Below are 20,414 nucleotides of genomic sequence, written 5' to 3'. Positions count from 1 at the left end.
GTACTGAACCAGATCGGGGTTGATGAACCCCGAGCGCGAAACTCTCATTCCGCGCCCATCACCGTGGAGTGGTGAGCGACCCCGGCACCGTGTCGCTGGAGGATCGCTCGCACCGGTTCAGGCGGGGGCGCGGTGACGCATCCGGTAGCTCGTTTGCCGAGGCCCAGGAAGAAGCCACCAACGCCGTGCGGCCCGTATGGCTCGTATGCCTGCCAGCGGGTGATAAGTCCGTCGCAGGTTTCGACGACGAACACTTGACGAAACTCAAGCGGGCGACCGTTCTTGAGCACGTGGTTCGAAAGCACCTCAACCGAGACGGTGAGCCCGTCATCGGCGAAGAAGTACCGCTCGACGGTGAAGCCCAGCTGTTGCATACCGGCGAAAACCCAGCGGAATCCCTCGGCGATCTGCTCATGCCCTTGCATGCGGTCGATCGGGTAGTGCGGGTCGATCAGCGCGCCGTCAACGGCGAATGCTGCCACCGCTTTGTCAAGATCTTTGGCGGAGACCGCCTCGAGATTCCGGTCAATCAATTGCTTGAGTGCAGCTGTCACGACGGTGGATCCTCCTCGATCAGAACGGATGCCGCACCCCGCGACCGCCGTCAGTTGCGTTGAGCGAACGCTACCGCACGCACTGACTCAGCGGCAGGCTTTAAGAGAAGCGCCGGGAAGCCCGAGCCGCACAAGAATGAATCGAGCAGGAGCCTGCATGTGGGGTCATGCCCGCATCAAGACTCGCTCAGCGACGCTGCCAAACGTCATCCGGCTCCAGAAGTTCTCGCACCGACTTAGGGAGACTTCCCGACACCAGATCGGCGATGGTGGTCGCTTCAAGAACAGCCCTAATACCTGCCCGCACGGCGACCCACACCTCGCGCAAAGGCGCTGCGGCGCCTCGATATTCCGTATCCTCGGGCGGGAGACCACGCACTCCGGCAAGCGGTCCTTCGACCGCACGCATGCCGTCAGCCAGTGAGATCTGATCGGCAGCAATCGCGAGCGCATAGCCGCCGGCTGCGCCCCGCTGGGCAGTCAGTAAGCCCGCCCGTTTGAGATCAAGCAGAATCGCTTCAAGAAACTTGCTTGGAACTTGTTGAGCTTCAGCGAGCTGGGCTCTCGTTGCGACCCCCGACGGCGTCGCGGCCAGCTCCGCGAGCGCCCTGAGCGCATAGTCAGCTTTTGCCGTGACCTGCATCGTCTACTCCCTCGAGTGGCCGAAAGCATCCGTACGCGTAGCGAATACGGCCAGCAGACGCGTCAGCGGCTGACCGCACCAAGCCCACGACGGACGCGGGCTGCGTTAGAGATCCGGGAGAAGACCCCGTCAACAACCATACCAATGACCAAAATGAATATCATGCTCGCAACCAGGGCGGGAGCATTCGCAAAGTCACGATAGTAAGCCAGTTGTACACCCAGCGACGGTCGGGACGCGATGATCACTAATAGCTCACCCGCCATCAAGGATCGCCATGCAAATGCCCACCCCTGGTTCAATCCGCTGAGGTAGGCCGGGAGAGCGGCTGGAAGAACGATGAATCGGTAGAGCGAAACACCTCGCGCGCCCATCGTCCGTGCCGCACGAATTAGGTGGGGAGAGACATCTCCGATCCCGGAGATGAGGCCGTTCGCGACCGACGGCGCCGCCCCCAACACCACCACGAAGAGGATCGCCTGTTCGGTCAGCCCAAACAGAAGTATCGCGAAGGGAAACCAAGCGATGGATGGCATTGTCTGCAGGCCTGTCAAAAGGGACCCTACTGCGGCCTTGACTATGCGAAACCTGCTCACGGCAATACCCAGCGCTGTGCCAAGCGAGACTGCTACACCGAACCCGATTAGCGCACGAGTCATCGTTGTTGCGACAGCCTGCCAAAACCGTGGCTCGCCAAGCATTGTGAGAATTTGTTGACCAACCGCGGCCGGCGATGGCAGAACATAGCTCGGTTTCCAACCCGAAAAATACACCCCCTGCCAGATCACAAGCACAAACAGAATCGCTAGCAGGAGCGGCCAAAGACGTGAATACAACTTTGACCATCGGCCAGGATGGCCCCCGGTATGAAGTGTTCTCGCCGAGGTTGAAGACTCGATTCTTGAATAAGCCACGTCGCCTTTACGACCGATCAGAGGTGCGCGAAGCTCCATCCCGGCCATCAGTTCTCACCGCCGATAATCTGATCATCAAGTTCGGCGTGCAGGACAGCGGCGCGAACTGCCACCTCGGCATCATCCATTCGCCGCGGTCGGGAGAGCTCGACCTCCATCTCCCTGCTAATACGGCCCGGAGCCGGGTGCATCAAGACGACACGGTCACCGAGACGCACGGCCTCGCGAACATTATGAGTCACGAAGAGAATAGTGAGGGACCGTTCCAGCCAGATGCGTTCCAGCTCATTGTGCAACGCGTCTCGAGTGATCGCATCCAGTGCCGCGAACGGCTCATCCATCAAGAGCACATCACACTCCTGTGCCAGCGAACGCGCAAGTGCGACACGTTGCCGCATACCCCCCGAAAGTTCGTGTGGCCTCATCTTCTCCAGGCCCCTCAGGCGCACAATATTGAGCAGTTCACCCGTGCGCCGGTCCCAGTCATCTTTTGGAATACCGGAAAGACGAAGGGCGAGCTTAATGTTTTCAGCAACGGTGAGCCAAGGAAAGAGATTAGCGTCCTGGAACATCATCGCAACTCGGCGACCACCGACATCCACCCTCCCCTCCGTAGGGACGTCGAGGCCCGCAATGATTGAGAGCAATGTGCTCTTTCCACAACCTGAGCGACCCAGGAAGCAGACAAACTCGCCTTCGCGCACCGAGAGATCCACCGACGCCAGCGCTTGGGTGCCGTTGAGGCCATTGCCGAATATCTTGCTGACCGCATCCAAGCGAACGGCAGACTCATCGACCATCATTGTGGTCATGGTCCCGCCACTTCCTTCGACCCGCTCTCGGCAAGGAGCTTGTTCAACGGCTTGAGGTCATAGAGACCGCTGAGATTGGCGCTCGCGAGCAGACCCACAGCCTGGGCATGCTGTGCCCCCTCAATGAGGCTGCTCGCAATCGGATCCGAGGTGAATTCGACGTTGCTCCACGCCCTATCGAGTTCCTGCACCGGAATGGCAGTTCCCGTGAGATCTTTCAAGCTGGTATTGACAAGTGTCTTTGATTCTGAGGGGTCCTTATCGATGTAGTCCAGCGACTTCAGGAGGCCCTTGAGAAGGCGACTTACCGCATCCGGATACCGGGACAGATAGCTCTTGCTCACAACAAGATTGGTAACCACAAACTTGTGATTGGGCCAGATTTGCGACTCGTCGACCAACACGTGCCCGTTGCCTTTTGCCATCATTTGGGATGCGTATGGTTCCGGCTCCCATGCACCGTCAATGTTTCCCTGCACGAACGCCTGCAGCGCCGTGCCATTCGACTGGGGTTGAATCGTCACGTCACCGCCGCCCTCCGTGGTGGTCTTGTATCCCTGTCGTTTGAGCCAAAAACGCAGCGCGACGTCCTGCGTGTTGCCGAGCTGGGGCGTTGCCAGCGTCTTGCCCTTCAAGTCGGCCACGCTTGTTATGCCCTTGCGCACCACCAGGAATGCGCCGTTCGCAGCAGCTCCGGCGACCACTTGCAATGCTTCGCCTTTGCTCTGCACAAACCCAGTGATCGTCGGGCTCGGTCCCATGAACGCGGCATCGATCGAGCCGCTGAGGAGCGCTTCAAGCGCCGCAGGGCCCGCGTTGAAAGTTTGCGTGCTCAGCTTCGTCGGGGTGCCGAGCTCGCTCTGGTAGAACCCCTTTTCGACGCCAACGATTGCCGGAGCGTGTGTGAAGTTGGGAAAATATCCGAGTCGCAATTCAGGCGGTTCGATGGGGCCCTTGAGCGTGGCGCTGGCGGAAGCACTGCATCCGCTCAAGCCCAGGAGTGCAGCGGCCACAAGAATAGTGGCAATCACGGAGCGATTGATCACGAGGTCTCCTTTTTAACTGAGCATTAATCATTTTCTTTTGCCAAGTAAACCTAGTAATTCCATAGGAGTCAAGGGTTTTAATTTCAGCCGCCCCCAAGCGTGCCCACCGCGGTTGTGCAACGCCGGGGGTGCGGAATGGCGCTGGACTCGCTATTCTCATAACTGAGGATTCATCACCCCCGAGTTGGGGGAAGGCACTATGGCTTTTTGACGATAGTGTCTGACATGTGTATAACTGAGTTTTTATCATTTTCGAATGCGAGACTTACCCCTCGCTTTGACAAAGACGCAGCGCACCACACCTAGCACACACCCGCACCACCTGTAACCCGAAATGCAGGGAAAGACCTAGTGAACGCGCATCTGACGTGCCGATACCCGATTCGGCGCTTAACCCCCCTTGAGTCCGCGCCCGCGGCCTTAAGCGCACTGCGCGCGCCACGGCCCGCTCCCCGCATTTCGGTGTTCTCCCCTGCTAGAGCCGGCGGCGGCTTGGCCGTTCGAAAGCACGGCAATCCCCCCGCAGCCGTCGCCGGCTCTTCTCTGGTCTTGGGAGCGAGGGCACAATGACTGAGCTGAAGCCCCGCCTGCCTGTCGCCGGCCGTATCGGCAACCGCATCCGCTCGACGCGGTCGCACACTGTCGGGTCGGCATTCGAGTTCGCACCAGCCCGTCCTCCTGCGGCATCCGTGCGACGTTCTTGGTCAAGGCGGTATCGCTCCATGCTGCACATCAGCGACACGGCCATCATTCTCGGCGCCGTCGTGGTTGCTTACATTGCCCGTTTTGGCTTTATCGATGCTTCGGCAACCGTCGACGGAACGAAGGCCGGCTACACGGTCCTCGTTCCACTGATCGCCATCACCTGGCTGCTCGCCTTGGGAGCCGCACACTCACGCGACGCCCGAGTTGTCGGCTTGGGCTCAACCGAATACAAACGCATCGTGAGCGCGAGTTCGCTGACTTTCGGACTGCTCGCCATCATCTTCCTGGTTGCCAAGGTCGACGTGGCTCGCGGGTACTTCGTTCTCGCTCTACCGGTCGGCACAGTCGGCCTGCTCAGCAGCCGCTGGCTTTGGCGGCAGTGGCTCATCCGCCAACGACGTTCCAACCGCTATCTGTCTCGCGCAATTGTGGTCGGTTGGGTCGAGGACGTGCAGTACGTCATCGGCCAAGTCGACAAGAAGCCCGGCACGGCCTTCACCATCGTCGGAGCTGCACTATACGAGACGGGAAGCACACATGTCGAGGTTGGCCACCATACCGTGCCCGTAATCTCCTCGTCTCTCGCTGACGTCGCCTCGGCCGCAGCGCGGGTAGGCGCCGAGACGGTGATCGTGGCAGGACAGCCCCACGCGGACGGCGACTTCATCCGAGGCCTTGGCTGGCAACTCGAAGGCACCGCGACCGAACTGGTGTTGGCGTCGAGGCTGACTGATGTCGCGGGCCCCCGCATTCACTTCCGCCCGGTCGAAGGGCTGCCGCTTATCCATGTGGAGATCCCGCAGTTCGAAGGAAGCAAACACGTTCTCAAACGAGCCATGGATATCGCAATATCAGGCATCGCTTTGGTGGCGCTACTCCCAGTCATGCTCGTAGTCGCCCTACTCATTCGAGTGGACAGCCACGGATCCGTCATCTTCCGTCAGGAGCGAGTGGGCCGCGGGGGAGAAACGTTCATGATGCTGAAGTTCCGTTCGATGAACGTTGACGCCGAAAGCGCGCTGTCCGCCCTGGTCGGGAGCAACGAAGGAAGCGGACTGCTCTTCAAAATGAAGGACGACCCACGCGTGACGCGAATCGGTCGAGTGCTACGCAAATACTCGCTCGACGAACTGCCCCAGCTCTGGAATGTGTTGATCGGCAACATGAGCCTCGTCGGCCCTCGTCCCCCGTTAGAGCGCGAAGTCGAAAGCTACGCCGGCCACGTCGGCCGCCGACTTTACATTAAGCCTGGCCTTACCGGCATGTGGCAAGTCAACGGTCGATCCAATCTCTCCTGGGACGAAAGTGTCCGTTTAGACCTCTACTACGTGGAGAACTGGTCGGTAGTTGGGGACTTAGTGCTGCTCTGGCGCACGCTGAGCGTGGTGCTACATCCTATAGGTGCATACTGATGCGCATCGCCATGATCGGCACACGTGGCGTACCCGCCGCGTACGGAGGATTCGAGACCGCCGTCGAGGAGATTGGCAAGCGCCTTGCCGAACGGGGACACGACATCACGGTATATTGCCGAGGGGCAAAGGGCCCACGCCAGGCAGAGTACCTCGGGATGCGGCTCGTACATCTCCCCGCGCTACACGGCAAGTCCATAGAAACGCTTAGTCACACTGCCCTCTCAGCAGCCCATGCCGGCCTCGCAGGCCGGTTTGACGCCGCCTTCGTCTTCAATGCCGCGAACGCTCCGTTTCTGCCATTGCTTAGAATGCGCGGTATACCCGTCGCCGTACATGTCGATGGACTCGAGTGGAAACGCGGGAAATGGGGGAAACTCGGGCGTAGCTACTATCGCTGGGCGGAACGGTTCTCCGTGCAGTGGTCCGATGCCCTGATCGCGGACGCTCAGGGAATCGCAGACTACTACAGTCATGAGTTCTCTGCAGAGACACAGCTACTCACCTACGGGGCACCGCTCCTTGTCGCGCAGCCAAGTGATCGACTTTCAGAGCTCGGGCTGAGCGCCGACGACTACCATCTGGTCGTGGCCCGCTTCGAGCCAGAGAATCACGTCGACGTCATCGTTGATGGATATCGAAAAAGCTCCGCGAAGAAGCCGCTTATCGTCGTGGGCGGCGCTCCGTATGCGGCACGGTATACGGAAGGTATTGCGGCGTCGGCGGCCAACGACGACCGCATCAGACTCGTTGGGAGCATCTACGACCAGGAACTTCTGGACCAGCTCTATGCGCACGCATGCACGTACCTACACGGTCATTCGGTCGGGGGGACGAATCCCTCACTCCTGCGCGCGATGGGTGCCGCGACGCCGGTGATCGCGTTTGATGTCATCTTCAATCGCGAAGTGCTTGGCCCCGATGGGCAGTACTTCGCCAACGTCGATGCGGTCGCACGTTACGTCAACGAGGCCGAATCAGCGCCTCAAATGACATCGCAAAACGGCAACAGGCTTCAGGCGCGTGCGCGTGCCCGATACGACTGGGAAGATGTCGCCACGGGTTACGAATCGCTTGCTTCGCGCCTCTCGGCTGGTGCGGTTCCGCGACTCCGGCCCCATGCGCGACGATCCCGAGTTCCGTGGGACCCAAGCGCGCGGGACACGAAGCTCATCGGCGACATCGGCGCCACACCTGGCGTCGAAGAAGCTGTCAACCGAGGTGCACCATGACCCGCGCCGCGGATGAGGATACCAATCCATCTCCGCTCACCGGAAGAACGGTATTGTTCGCCCATCCGAGCGCGGAACTTTACGGTTCGGATCGGGTTCTGCTCGAGAGTATCCAGGCCGTTGTAGACGCCGGCGCCAGGGTGATAGTGACTCTCCCCGAGACCGGACCGCTGGCGCCGCTCATTCACGATCTCGGGGCCGACGTCGCCTGCTGCCCGACGCCAGTTCTGCGCAAGAGCATGCTCAAACCGCGCGGCATGATCAATCTGCTCGTTCAAACGATACGCGGTTCCATTGACGGGCGTCGACTCCTGCGCAGCGTCCGTCCTGATCTGGTCTACGTCAATACACTGACGATCCCTCTCTGGGTAGTCCTCGGGCGCGTCTCTCGCACGCGCGTCATCTGCCATGTGCATGAGGCCGAAGGTTCGGCGTCTCGCCTCCTGCAACGCGCATTGAACGCGCCAGTCCTCCTCGCGCACCAGGTTGTGATCAACAGCCGGTTCAGTATGGACGTGTTGGCCAAGTCATATTCGCGCCTTGCTGTGCGCTCGACGATTGTCTACAACGGTGTCGTCGGACCCCCGCACCCGCAACGCGGTCGGCCAAAGCTGAACGGACCGCTCAAGATTCTCTACCTCGGCCGTCTCTCCGCACGCAAGGGTGTCGACATCGCGGTCGATGCAGTAGCGCAACTGCGTGATCGTGGGCTCGCAGCGCATTTAGACATAGTTGGCGCCGTGTTTCCCGGATACGAGTGGTACCGAGATCAACTCATCGACCAAGTCACCCGATATGGACTCGCCACCGATATCACCTTTCACGGCTTTCACTCGAGCATCTGGCCGTTCCTCAGCGACTGCGACGTGGTTGTCGTGCCATCGCGCCTAGACGAGCCCTTCGGAAACACCGCCGTCGAGGCCATCCTCGGTGCCCGGCCCGCGGTCACGAGCAACACCTCCGGCCTTCGTGAAGCAGCTGGCGGCTATCGTTCCAGCGTACTGATATCGCCATCCGATCCCAGCGCATTGGCTGACGCATTGCAGTCAATATCCGACGATTGGCCGACTGTGCGTGAGAAGGCATGGCTCGATCGCGCACAGGCCGTCGCGAGGCACTCCCCAGAACGCTACCGTCGCCGAATTGCCGCCATCGTCGACGACGCCCTGGAAGGCCGCCCACAACGCGCGGTAACGTTCTCGGCTGCCCTGATTCCCGGCGAAAAACTACCCCCCAAACTGGGGAGGCAGGTGCTGCCATGAAAAAGAGGTATTGTCAACTTTGTGAATAGTTGAGTATGTATCACTTTCTTTTGCAGGCCCCTCCCGCGATACCCCTCCACAAACTTCAGCCCGTTTCCCGACATAGCAGGCGAGTATAAAGTGAACAAGAATAACAATGGCACGAGCGCCAAACGCCGCATTCGCGGTGGCAAAGTAGGCGCAACAGCGATCTTCGTTGCGAGCACGACATTGTGTGCGATCGTGCTGACGGGGTGCGTTTCGCAAGGCGAGGCGGCCCCTCAGCCCTCCGGTGCAGCAAGCACCCCGTACGCCGGTCACAGTTCGTCCACGCCGATTCCCGAACCCACCTCCACGACTCGGGCCGATCCATCAGTCGGTTTCAACGACACGGGCTCCGGCGCACCGGTGATCAAGAGAACCGGAGAGCTATCCGCGAGCAAGCGCGCCAAGGCCCCAATTGCAAACTTCACGACGCCGGCTGTCTTCGAGGATGGCGTGGCAATCTCTACCTCACGATTCTCGCGCGGCACAGTCACGAGCACAGGAACCGGGATCGTGACCGGCGCACCATTCATCGTCTTCACCGTCACGCTCAAGAACGGCTCGCTGAAGACCCTCGACCTCGCATCGGTGGTGCTTACGCTTCGATATGCGGACGGCCTCGTTGCGGCACCGCTGTACACCGATGTCCCTGCCCGAGACTTTTCCGGAACGGTGGCACCAGGCTCGACAAAATCTGCCGTCTACGCCTTCCAAGTTCCCAAGCCGACGACCAAGGCAGTTCTGTATGTCGACCTCGACGGCGCGCACACTCCTGCAGAGTTCAGTGGATCGTTCCTGAAATGATGGGCCTGCGCAGCGACGCCCTGACTGTCCGTTTCACGCGATTTGCGCGTGGCGGAGCGTTAGGTGCTGTCTGCGCTCAGGGATCCCAGGCTCTCGCCGGGCTTGCACTCCAATTAATCGCAGCGCACTCCCTGGGCCTCTCAGGATTCGGGCTTTTCGCCATTCTCTATGGCGCAGTCGTTCTGTTTACCGGGGTGAGTACAGGTTTCGTCGGTGATTCGCTAACCGTTCTGGACCGTCTGGATCTACGTATCCGCTCGGCGCTTCAGGGCTGGGCTTGCATCTTGGCTCTGGGGGCCGGGGCGGTAGCGATCATGGTATGCGCCGCGACCGGCATGACCGGCTGGTGGACTGCTGCAGCATACGGTCTGGCGGTCGTGACCTTCGTTGCAGAAGACGTGCTCCGCCGACTCCTCATGGCGCATCTGAAGTTCTGGCGCATCGTCTGCGTCGATATGTCGTCCTTCCTCGTCTCACTCGCAATCCTTGCCGTCTCGGCACACAACGGCCCCCTCACGCTCAGCACGTTCTTTCTGGCGCTCGGTGCCGGACAATTTGCCGCACTCTTCTTGGCCGCCGGGTTGCTACCACGGCGGGAGCGGTTCGTGGTGAAGCCGATACGTGGGGGCTACGGCACCGTGGCTCGATATGGCGCGTGGCGGGCGGCGCAGCAGGGCCTCCGACCGGCGCTGCTCACGGGAATGCGAGCGACAGTCGGTCTCATCGTCGGGCTAGCGGCCACAGGCCAACTCGAGGCCGCGCGCATCTACGCCGCACCGACGATGCTGTTTGTCAGCGGGCTGTCGTCCTTCTTGTTCGCCTCCTTCGCACGAGACACCGCCAAACCACTTCCGGAGCTTCTCCGCAGCGCGGATCGCATGGTGTTGCTCCTCGTTGTCGCCACGATCGCGGTCGGCGGAGTTTTCATCGGCGTACTGCCCTGGCTCGGCCACCTCGTGACGGGTCATGCGCTCGACATCTGGCTCTGTGTCGGCTGGTTCGCCTATTCCACCTCGATTGCGGCGGTCACGCCGTATGGGGCACTCGCCGCGGTTCGACATCGCCAGGCTGCGGTATTCGGATGGCGCCTCGCCGACTCGACGTTCTCGCTCAGCCTCGCCGTCATCGCCCTCGCGATGGGCGGTGGTGTCGTTCTCGTACCCGTGGCACTGACAGCGGGCTCGCTCCTAGGCGGTCTGGCCATTCGCTGGTTCATATTGCGACGCCCCTTCCCTTCCCGACCGGAAGAGATCGCACGCACGATCTCCCCCCATCACAGTCAGGCAGAAGCTCATGTTTAAGTCTTCGTCCACAGCAACACCCTCAGAGAGAGACCGTTCGATGTATCGCTCACATCACGCCCGCAGGCTCACAATGATTGCGGCCAGTTCCCTTGCTACCGCGGCCCTTATGGTGACCGGCCTCAGCGCCTTGCCGGCGCTGGCTGACACTCCGGCCCCTCCCACGGCGCTGCCGACAACCGTCAGTGCTGACGTGTTGCCGACGCCGCAGATCAATGGGGTGGTTTGGAAGGTGGCCGTTGTTGGAAACACCGCGTACGCCGTCGGCAGCTTCACTTCCGCGCGGCCGTCCGGAGCAGCACCCGGTGTGAACCAGGTGACGCGAAACAACGCGATGGCGTTCGATATCGCGACGGGAACGATCCTTCCCTGGAATCCGAACCTGAACGCACAGGGGCTAGCCATCTCGGTGAGCCCCGATTCCAGCGAACTCTACGTCGGCGGTGACTTCACCGCCGTATCCGGGCAAGCGCAGAACAAAATTGCCGGTTTCAAGTTACCCTCCGGCGCTCTCGATACGGCTTTTAAGCCGGCCGCATATGGTCACATCAACACCGTTTCCGTCAGTAATACGACGGTATATGCGGGTGGCTCGTTCGCCTCGGCCGGCTCGCAGACGCGCGCCAACCTCGCGGCGTTCAACCGCGCAAATGGTTCGCTAAAGACGTGGGCGCCGACTGCTGATGACATCGTGCAGGCCTTGGCGGCGTACCCCGACGACAGCCGAATCATCGTCGGAGGTCGTTTCCAGAGTCTGAACGGTCAAGGGATCGTTGGAATCGGAGCAGTCGATGGCGCAACCGGTGCTTCCGAGGCCTGGTCCAGCCGCCCGATTCCCACTGCACAAGGCGTCAACAACCGCTCGTGGACGACCGACCTGATCATCAAGGATGGCATCGTCTACGGGGGAGCCGACGGAGAGGGTGGCCACTGGTTCGACGGCAGGTTCGCCGCGAACGCAGCCACCGGCGACTTGGTCTGGCTCGACAATTGTTATGGCGCTACGTACGGCCAGTCGGTCATCGGCGAGGTCATCTACTACGTCGACCACTCCCATGACTGCACCTCGGTGGGGACCTTCCCGCAACAGAACCCGAACGTGTGGAAGCGTGGGATCGCCAACACGATCTTCGCCACGGGCACCGATCAGGGGGCTCCCGGCTCCAACATGAACTATTCCTACCAGCCGGTCCCCACTCAATTGAACTGGTACCCGGACGTTAATGCGGGTACCTACACTGGGCAGTATCAGGGTGGGTGGTCGCTCGGAACGAACGGCACCTACCTGATCATGGGGGGCGAGTTCACGTCCATCGGCGGCAAGGCACAGCAAGGCCTTGCGACATTCGCGACGCGCAACGTCGCACCGAACAAGATTGGTCCCGTATACACCGCAGCCAAGCCGTCGGCGATTTCCCTCTCCGGCGGGACAGTTCGCGTGGCCTTCACAGGTACGAGTGATCCTGATGACGCGATCTTGACCTACAAGGTGTTCCGCGACAGCTCGACGAGCCCCGTATACACCGTGAACGCGAACTCTCCATGGTGGGCACTACCACAGCTCGGATTCACAGACACCGGGCTCGCACCCGGCAGCACTCACACCTACAAGGTGACGATGACCGACCCGTCCGGCAACTCCACCCAACCTCCGAAGTCCGATCCTGTCACCGTGTCCTCCAGCGTCCCGAGCGCGTATTCGCAGCAGGTGATCGCGGACGGGGCCGTGGACTACTGGCCGCTGAACGAGGCGAGCGGAACCGTTGCCTACGACAACGCGGGCTTCAGCGACGCGGATGCCGGCACCGGAGTCACACGTGGAACGACCGGACCCGTTCCGGACGCGACCGCGTCGACCATGGACGGCACGAACAACGGCAACATCGCCACTCGGTCGTCGATTGTGGGTCCGAACGTGTTCACGCTCGAAGCCTGGTTCAAGACGACGAGCACGGCTGGAGGCAAGATCATCGGCTTCGGCGACACTAAGACTGGCGACTCGTCCAGCTACGACAGGCAGGTCTACTTAGACGGTGCGGGTCATGTCACCTTCGGTGTCTACCCCGGTGGGGTTGCCGCGCTGACGAGCAGTGCCGGATTCAACGATGGCCAGTGGCACATGGTGACCGCCAGCCTTGGCGCGACCGGGATGACCCTCTATCTCGATGGCGTACGCGTTGCCAGCCGGTCCGATGTGACATCTGCGCAGGCCTACTCCGGCTATTGGCGCATCGGCGGGGACAACCTGAATGGCTGGCCCAACACGGGATCAAGTAACGATCTCGCCGGGTCGATTGGCCAAGTCGCGGTGTACCCGACCGTGTTGACCCGCGACACCGTGGTCAATCACTACAACGCCAGCGGTCGAACGGCCAATGTGCCGGCCGCTCCGACGGATACCTATGGCAAGGCCGTCTTCGCTGACAATCCGGAGATCTACTGGCGACTCGACGACACCAGCGGCTCCACCATGAAGGACTCGAGTGAGTCGAGCAATGCCGGGTTGCGCAGCGGTGGAGTGACCCTCGGCACCAGCGGAGCACTCGCTGGAGGCGTCGGCTCCGCGGCGACCTTCAACGGACAGAACGGACTCATCGCCGCCAGTAACAGCGAGACGAATCCGACCGTGTACTCGATCGAGACGTGGTTCAAAACCACGACCACCGTCGGCGGCAAGCTCATCGGATTCGGAAACACACAAACCGGCACATCAGGCAACTACGACCGTCATATCTACATGCAAAACGATGGCAGCCTCGTATTCGGTACATATACAGGCGTAACCAATACAGCCATTAGTCCGTTGTCATACAACGACGGAAAATGGCACTCTGTAGTCGGAACCCAGTCATCAAACGGCATGCAGCTCTATGTTGACGGGGTTCTCGTCGCCACCAATTCACAGACGGCGGCACAGAACTACACCGGCTACTGGCGCATTGGCGGTGATACAACCTGGGGATCGTCCAGCGCGTTCTTCAACGGCCAGCTGGACGAAGCTGCCGTGTACACGACGGCACTCTCCTCCGATCGCATCCTGACTCACTATGAGCTCGGGTCGGGAACCGTTCCGAACCAGTTGCCGACCGCTGCGTTCACGCCGACGACGACGGACCTAACGACAACGCTGGATGCCTCAGCATCGCACGATCCGGACGGCACGATCGCCTCGTACGCCTGGAACTTTGGTGACAGCAGCCCAATCGGTTCCGGTTCGACAACCACACACACGTACAGCGCCCCAGGGCAATACACCGTCACGCTGACCGTCACGGACAACAACGGAGCTACCGCTCAGATCAGCCATCAAGTGGTTGCGACAGCACCAAACGTCCCGCCCACCGCAGCATTCACGATGACGACCACTCCGGGAACGGTCAGCGCCGATGGATCGACGTCAGCCGATCCTGATGGCACGATCGCGAGCTACACCTGGAACTGGGGCGACGGAGGACCGGCGAGCGATCCGACGGCGACCCCGACGGCCGTGCATGCCTACTCATCGGCCGGCACCTACACCGTGAGCTTAACGGTGACCGACAACAAAGGAGCGAGTAACACGCTCGGTCAGAACATCACCGTAGCGGCCCCGCCGAACGTTCCGCCGGTCGCGTTGTTCACGTCCCAGACGAACGGCCTCACCGCCTCGTTCGACGGGTCCAGCTCATCCGATCCCGACGGCACCATGTCCGCATGGAACTGGAACTTCGGTGACGGGACCACCGCTGCGGGCGCTATGACAACGCATCTCTACGCCGCCAACGGGACCTACCCTGTCACCCTCACTGTGACCGACAACAAAGGAGCAACAGCGCAAATCTCCCACACCGTGTCGGTTTCAGCAGTCGTGGTGCCCACCGCTTATGCGAAGGATTCCTTCGGGCGCACCGTGGCGAACGGCTTCGGTACCGCAGATCTCGGTGGGGCATGGACGACGTCGAACTCGACGTCAAAATTCAGCGTCATACCGGGCGTGGGAAAGATCCTGCTCTCGGCTCCGGGGAGCGGACCTACTATCTCGCTTGCTGGTGTCTCGGCGGCAGACACCGAGGTGAACGTCGGCCTTGGCCTTGACAAAGCAGCCACTGGTGGCGGCGTGTATGCCTCGGTGATCGGACGCAGTGTTTCCGGCCAGGGTGACTATCGCGCGAAAGTGACCTTCTTCTCCAACGGAGCTGTCGCTCTCGGCGTTGAGAGGGGCGCGCCTAATGGAACCCAGGCCACGCTCGTTGCGAGCGGTGTCATCCCAGGCCTGACGTACAGTGTCGGAGACGTACTGAATGTCAGGATGCAGGTGGTCGGCACCTCGCCGACAACCGTCAACGCGAAGGTGTGGAAGAACGGAACGACTGAGCCGGCAACCTGGCAGCGGTCGACGACGGACACGACTGCTGCGATGCAGTCTGCCGGATCGATCGGATTGTTCGCTTATCTCTCCAGCACGGCGACCAATGCCCCAGTGAACGCGCTGTGGTCGAACCTTCTGGTTAACAAGAGCACCAACTAATCAGTCATGGAAGTGAGCCGCCGTGAACGAGGGACCAGCATCACCGTGGTTCGACGGATGACGGCCATGGATGCGGCGCGGAATGTACAGGCCCACCCGGGTCGCCCGTTGGCGGCGCGGGGAAGCGTCACGCAGATCTTCGGCGTAACACGCCCCCGCAACCGCGTCCCCGCCCCACAGCCGACTGCGCGCTTTGATGTCATGCCCTTCGTGATCTGGACGCTCGTGGTGGCCAGCGTTATTCCGTGGCGCGTAGGCGTCTACTTTTCAGGCTCGATCGATCCCGTCGTCGTTATCAAGGCCGCGCTGGGCGTAGGCGCCTTGGGTCTCGCGGCGGTCGTTGGCAGCCCGCAGCGCTCGGGCCGTGCCCTGTCGCCGGTCGGCGGCGCCTCGCTGGGGCTCATTCTCATATTCGCAGCCATCTCAACCTTCGGCGGCGCCGCTGCCAACGACCTACCAGCCGCCGCCGTCTCATCCATTCGCCTGGTAATCCTCGCGATAACGATCCTGCTGATCGTGCGCCGCCATCGCCCCGCATCACTCCTCCGTTCTCTGCTTGTGGCATTCGCGGTGTTCGGTGTCATCTCGGCAGTGAGCGGTTTGCCCGCGCTTTCAAGCACGGGTCGGCTTTTCGGCGCGTTCCCTCCTCTTCAGCCGAACATCATTGCGATGCTCTGCAGCTTGCCGGCCATCGGGATCGTGCACGACTTGGTCATCGCTCGACGCGCATGGGCGCCGCGGCTCCCGGTCCTGATCGTGCTCGTCGGGATCGTTGCACTCACTCAATCGCGAACGGGACTTGTCGCCCTCTTGGTCGCGATCGTACTCATTTTCGTCTTCACGCGTCGGCTGGACATCAAAACGCTCAGCGCCATCCTAATCATGGTTCCCCTGACCACCGCGGTGCTCTTCTACAGCAATCTGCTCACGCAACTGGCGCAACGAGGCGAGGCCGTGGGTCGAGGTATCTCGACCTTGGACTCGCGAACCGTCGCATGGGGGGCGGTGCTCTCGACGCCCAACGACACGTGGGCACGATGGGTCGGTTCTGGACTGTCGGTAAAGCAGGTCGCTGTTGTCGGTCAGTACTGGACCGATCAGGTTCTGGACAGCAGCTGGATTTCAGCTCTGGCTCAAGCGGGCGTACTCGGCGCGTTGGTCATGGCCATCTGGGTTGCGGCAACGATCCTCAACTCGGTGCGTGCTCGGCGCCTGCGTTCCTTCGCATTTCCGGTTCTTGTCTTCACGCTCATCCGGAGCTTCCTGGAGAACGGGCTGATCGATTCAAATTTGATGTTCATCGTATTCTTCGTTTTCGCCCTGCTGATCGAGCGGGAGAATCTTCTATCTGGCCTCACGACGGTGAGCCGTAGTCTCCCGCACGTCGAGCCGTACAGAAGTGCCCAGGTGTCGTCGATTGCATTCTCTCGCAACCGGCATTCTTTCCCGTCAACACGGCCCAAGCGTCAGAGACCCCCCAAAGGAGGTATCGAGTAATGCTCACTATTTGTGTTAGCTTGAACGTGACTTCATCGCGGCCGTACCGCCTCCCGACCGAATAGGACGTATCCGATGGATCTTGCCGCATACCTGCGCATCTTCAGGGAGCGCTGGGTGACGATTGTCCTATGCCTTCTTCTCGGCGTGAACGCCGCCATCGCTGTGAACACCTTCACCACCCCCGTTTATTCCGCGACCGCCTCCCTCTTTCTCAAAGTCTCGGCCAACACCGGCTCTCTCTTCGACACGTCGCAGTTCAGCGTGCAACGGGTCAAGTCCTACACAGACCTCGTTGACAGTCCCAATGTTCTGGGTCCCGTGATCGATGAACTTCACCTCGGGATGACCATCGACCAGCTGGCACCGGACGTTTCCGCCACGAACCCGGTAGACACCGCAACACTTCAGATCACCGCGGTGTCCTCGAACGCGCACGCCGCCGCCAGCATCGCGAATGCCGTCTCAAAACACCTCTCGCAGGAGGTCGGCAGCCTTGAGTCGGCCAACGGAGCGAAGAGTCCGCTCGTACAATTGACCGTCACAGTCCCCGCGAGCACTCCGTTGTCTCCGCAATCGCCCAAGTCGAGTCTCAACGTCGGCTTCGGTTTTCTGACCGGCGGCGTCACCGGACTGCTTCTGGCGATAGTGATGTCGGTTCTGGATCACCGCATTCGTACGGCGGACGACATCCGACGCGCGAGCGGCCTACCGTTGCTCGGGCAATTGCCAAGAGGCGGGCGCGGTTGGCGCCGGCGCCTCGACCGCCATTCCGATGAGGACCTCGCAAGCGCATACGCGGACGTGATATCGAATCTGCGGCGCCTGTCGGGCGACGAGACGCCCGGCTTCCTCGTCCTGGCTCCTGCATCTGGATTGCGGCACTCCGACCCGACACGGCTCGCCCTGATTCAGGCCATCACGGAAGGCGGCCAGAAAACCTGCCTAATCGAGACGGACTCGCGCGGCGCGTCCGCGCTGCCGTTCCCCCCGAGTGAGCAGGATGGTGGGCTCGCCGAACTTCTCAATGAGAAAGGCAGCATTGATGAAGCGCTGAAATGGACGGCTTCTCGGCAACTCGCCATCCTTCCGTCCGGCATTATCGAACCCGCAACGACTCCGTCCGCCGACCTCGCCGTCACTATGTTGATGGATGAGCTACGCTCGCAATTCGACTGCTGCATTGCGCAATCGACCTTCCGGTCGAAGCCGGTGGAACTCGGTGTTCTGGCGCCCTACGCGGATGCCGTTGTGATCCTTGCACGATTCGGCGGCACTAGGCGTGAAGAACTTTCGCGCCTCGTCTCAAGGCTTGAGGCGGCAAACGTCCAGCCGATCGGAGTCCTTCTGACCGCAGTTCCCATCGGACGGCGCGTGAACGTTAGCGACGACTGGGAAGGAGAGGATCTTCTCGAGTTCCGTTCCCGTCACGTGAACTCCGGGAGCTCAATCCTGACGCACCAGATATCGTCTCCGAAGAAGGGCGTTGACCGAGAGCTGAGTCAGCGCACATCGTGATATCCCCCGCCCCCGTCGAGTTGTCCCTACGCGCCCCTCAAAAGCCGAAACGGCCGTTGCGCGCAGATGTACAGGGGCTGCGCGCGCTCGCGGTCATCGCGGTCATACTCGACCATCTGCTCGTGTGGCCTTCGGGCGGATTCGTCGGCGTCGATATCTTTTTTGTGATCAGCGGCTTTCTTATCACCGGGCTTCTGCTGCGCGAGCAGGAACGCACAGGGAAGATCTCGTTCGTCGGCTTCTATCGACGCAGGATCAAGCGCATTCTCCCCGCATCAATGCTCGTCCTGGCAGTAACTGTCGCCGCCGCATTCGCTGTCTTCAATATTGGGCGCGCCCTTCAGACTGAGACGGACGCGATCTGGGCAACCTTCTTCTCAGCCAATTGGCACTTCGCCTTGATCGGGACTGACTATTTTCAGGCGGACGGGCCGACCTCGGCCCTCCAGCACTATTGGTCGCTCGGTGTCGAGGAACAGTTCTATTTCGTCTGGCCGTGGCTCATGTTGCTGATCTTCGTCGTGACGCGGCGGGTGCGCGGCGGTAAATTCAGCGGCCGCAAGGCAGTTGCGGCCACGATGGTGGTGATCATTGTTGTCTCGCTCGCGTGGTCAGTGTGGGAGACTTTCCACAACCCTTCATTCGCCTATTTCTCCACGCTCTCAAGGGCATGGGAACTCGGCGTCGGGGCGCTCTTAGCAGTAGCCACCAAGCGGCTAGAACGCCTCCCCTCGCGTATCCGCCCGCTCCTCGCCTGGTGCGGTCTCGCGGTGATAGTAGCGTCACTCTTCATCATCAACGACTCTCTTCCCTTCCCTGCCCCTTGGGCGATGCTCCCTGTACTCGGCACGGCCGCGGTGATCGCCGCAGGCACGGGGGCGCCCGCCATGCGCGTCTGGCCATTGACGAGCAAGCCCGCGGGGTATGTCGGCGAAATCTCCTACTCGCTGTACTTATGGCACTTTCCCGTCATTATCATCGCCGCCTCTCTCCTGCCGACAACCTCCGTCATCACCTCAGTCGCCACCATCCTGCTCGTGTTCGGACTTGCGGCCGCATCCTTCCACTGGTTCGAAAACCCGATCAGAAACTCCACATGGCTGGACCGGCTCAGCAGGCACGAGCGGCGACAGCGGCGTTGGCGAGGCCGCCAGCGTCTTCATGCAACTTTGAACTGGCCCGTTGTGGGATACGCGACTCTCGCGGCAATCACCATCTGGACGGTCGGGATCTTCATCTATCCGATAGCATCCGCACCCGCGGCGATCTCAAGAGGTTCCGTCAACGCGGCTTCTGGACTGAACGGGGAAGAGACCGCCGTTAAGCTCACCGGCCGGGCCGCCGATATTCAAGCAGCGTTGTCTGCCACGGCATTTCCTAAGCTCTCGCCCCCGGTCGAGCAACTGGGTACAGAAAATTGGGTTAAGCAGGTCAATAAGAGCGGCTGCGCTGAGATTACCGCGAAGAATGCGGAGAAGTGCATCGTTGGTCCATCCACAGCGAAGGTCAACGTGGCTGTGCTCGGCGACTCGATAGGAATTGCGTGGACGCCCGGGCTTCAGGCCGCAGCCGACAAGCTCGGTTGGCGACTGCATCCGTTCACGATGGGGCAGTGCCCGGCAACCACAGTCGATGTCACCTGGACAGGTGGAAAGAAGTACGACGCATGCAATGCTCACCGCGATTGGGCGATCGCTCAGATTCGGGCGCTGCACCCCGACGTGACCATCCTCGCCTCCGCGTCGAACACCATAACGCGCCTGAGCAGTGAAGCTAGCGGAACGGACGCCGTCGCCGAGGTTACGAAGGGTACGGAGCAGACGATACGCGCATTGTCCGATAGCACCGGAACCGTCATCGTCCTCGCCGCTCCACCTGACGGCAAATCACTTCTCGTCTGCAACACTCGTTTCGCAACACCGTCTTCGTGCGTGGCACCGATCCGCACGGATTGGCTGACTATGAACCAGGCCGAGCAGGCTGCGGCGTCTGAAGCGCATGCGCGTTACTTCGACACGTCATCATGGTTCTGTTCGAGTGACGGGAGCTGCCCGGCTTTTGTCGGTACGGTTCCCGTTCGCACCGACGAGAATCACCTGACAGTGGCGTACTCGAGTGGGCTCGGACCCGAGCTTGCGGACATGCTTTCAAAGAGCGCACCCTGACGAATCCGTCGCAGCTCT

The 20,414-nt window shown here is 61.1% G+C and carries 14 protein-coding genes; 9 read left to right on the top strand and 5 right to left on the bottom strand.

The genetic code is table 11. The annotated features are described in order from the left end of the window. Positions 1-44 precede the first annotated feature (44 nt). The 5 genes from ASC63_RS06650 to ASC63_RS06630 all read right to left on the bottom strand — a co-directional run bounded on the left by ASC63_RS06650 (position 45) and on the right by ASC63_RS06630 (position 3,969). Positions 45-554 carry a nuclear transport factor 2 family protein gene (locus tag ASC63_RS06650; RefSeq protein ID WP_055811032.1) on the bottom strand — a complete coding sequence of 170 codons (510 nt, stop codon included), beginning with the start codon at positions 552-554 and terminating at the stop codon, positions 45-47. 187 nt (positions 555-741) lie between these two features. Beyond that, positions 742-1,197, bottom strand: coding sequence for an RrF2 family transcriptional regulator (locus tag ASC63_RS06645; RefSeq protein WP_055811029.1), 456 nt, complete (start codon positions 1,195-1,197; stop codon positions 742-744). A 62-nt stretch (positions 1,198-1,259) separates the two neighbouring features. After that, the gene (locus ASC63_RS06640; protein WP_235492293.1) at positions 1,260-1,856 is read right to left on the bottom strand and encodes an ABC transporter permease; all 597 of its coding nucleotides are present in this window, start codon (positions 1,854-1,856) and stop codon (positions 1,260-1,262) included. A gap of 302 nt (positions 1,857-2,158) precedes the next feature. After that, positions 2,159-2,923: an ABC transporter ATP-binding protein gene (locus ASC63_RS06635; protein ID WP_055811026.1), complete on the bottom strand. Its 765-nt coding sequence runs from the start codon at positions 2,921-2,923 to the stop codon at positions 2,159-2,161. Beyond that, entirely contained in the window at positions 2,920-3,969 is a 1,050-nt protein-coding gene (locus tag ASC63_RS06630; protein ID WP_055811023.1) for an ABC transporter substrate-binding protein, read from the bottom strand. Before ASC63_RS06630 ends, ASC63_RS06635 begins: the two co-directional genes overlap by 4 nt. A 722-nt stretch (positions 3,970-4,691) precedes the next feature. On the opposite strand from ASC63_RS06630, the gene ASC63_RS06625 reads away from it, so the two are divergent. The 9 genes from ASC63_RS06625 to ASC63_RS06585 all read left to right on the top strand — a co-directional run bounded on the left by ASC63_RS06625 (position 4,692) and on the right by ASC63_RS06585 (position 20,396). Beyond that, positions 4,692-6,086 carry a sugar transferase gene (locus ASC63_RS06625; RefSeq protein ID WP_055811021.1) on the top strand — a complete coding sequence of 465 codons (1,395 nt, stop codon included), beginning with the start codon at positions 4,692-4,694 and terminating at the stop codon, positions 6,084-6,086. Further along, positions 6,086-7,318, top strand: a complete 1,233-nt coding sequence (locus ASC63_RS06620) for a DUF1972 domain-containing protein (protein WP_082487342.1) — start codon at positions 6,086-6,088, stop codon at positions 7,316-7,318. The genes ASC63_RS06625 and ASC63_RS06620 overlap by 1 nt, the downstream gene beginning before the upstream one ends. Continuing rightward, on the top strand, positions 7,315-8,580 hold the full coding sequence (locus ASC63_RS06615) for a glycosyltransferase family 4 protein (protein WP_082487340.1): 1,266 nt from the start codon (positions 7,315-7,317) through the stop codon (positions 8,578-8,580). Before ASC63_RS06620 ends, ASC63_RS06615 begins: the two co-directional genes overlap by 4 nt. Before the next feature lie 120 nt (positions 8,581-8,700). Further along, the gene (locus tag ASC63_RS06610) at positions 8,701-9,408 is read left to right on the top strand and encodes a DUF4352 domain-containing protein (RefSeq protein ID WP_055811018.1); all 708 of its coding nucleotides are present in this window, start codon (positions 8,701-8,703) and stop codon (positions 9,406-9,408) included. A gap of 335 nt (positions 9,409-9,743) precedes the next feature. Beyond that, positions 9,744-10,709 carry a hypothetical protein gene (locus ASC63_RS06605; protein ID WP_055811016.1) on the top strand — a complete coding sequence of 322 codons (966 nt, stop codon included), beginning with the start codon at positions 9,744-9,746 and terminating at the stop codon, positions 10,707-10,709. Positions 10,710-10,782: 73 nt separating this feature from the next. Then, positions 10,783-15,216: a PKD domain-containing protein gene (locus tag ASC63_RS06600; RefSeq protein ID WP_200936801.1), complete on the top strand. Its 4,434-nt coding sequence runs from the start codon at positions 10,783-10,785 to the stop codon at positions 15,214-15,216. Between the two features lie 6 nt (positions 15,217-15,222). Further along, a complete protein-coding gene (locus ASC63_RS06595; protein WP_157487601.1) occupies positions 15,223-16,713 on the top strand; it encodes an O-antigen ligase family protein in 1,491 nt (496 codons plus the stop codon). A gap of 75 nt (positions 16,714-16,788) precedes the next feature. Further along, on the top strand, positions 16,789-18,231 hold the full coding sequence (locus ASC63_RS06590; protein ID WP_055811007.1) for a Wzz/FepE/Etk N-terminal domain-containing protein: 1,443 nt from the start codon (positions 16,789-16,791) through the stop codon (positions 18,229-18,231). 56 nt (positions 18,232-18,287) lie between these two features. Continuing rightward, positions 18,288-20,396 carry an acyltransferase family protein gene (locus ASC63_RS06585; protein ID WP_055811003.1) on the top strand — a complete coding sequence of 703 codons (2,109 nt, stop codon included), beginning with the start codon at positions 18,288-18,290 and terminating at the stop codon, positions 20,394-20,396. Positions 20,397-20,414 lie beyond the last annotated feature (18 nt).

Source organism: Leifsonia sp. Root112D2 (genome assembly GCF_001424905.1).
Lineage (GTDB): Bacteria > Actinomycetota > Actinomycetes > Actinomycetales > Microbacteriaceae > Root112D2.
Note: the sequence above shows the minus strand (reverse complement) of the source record. Positions and strands in the feature narration are given on the sequence as shown.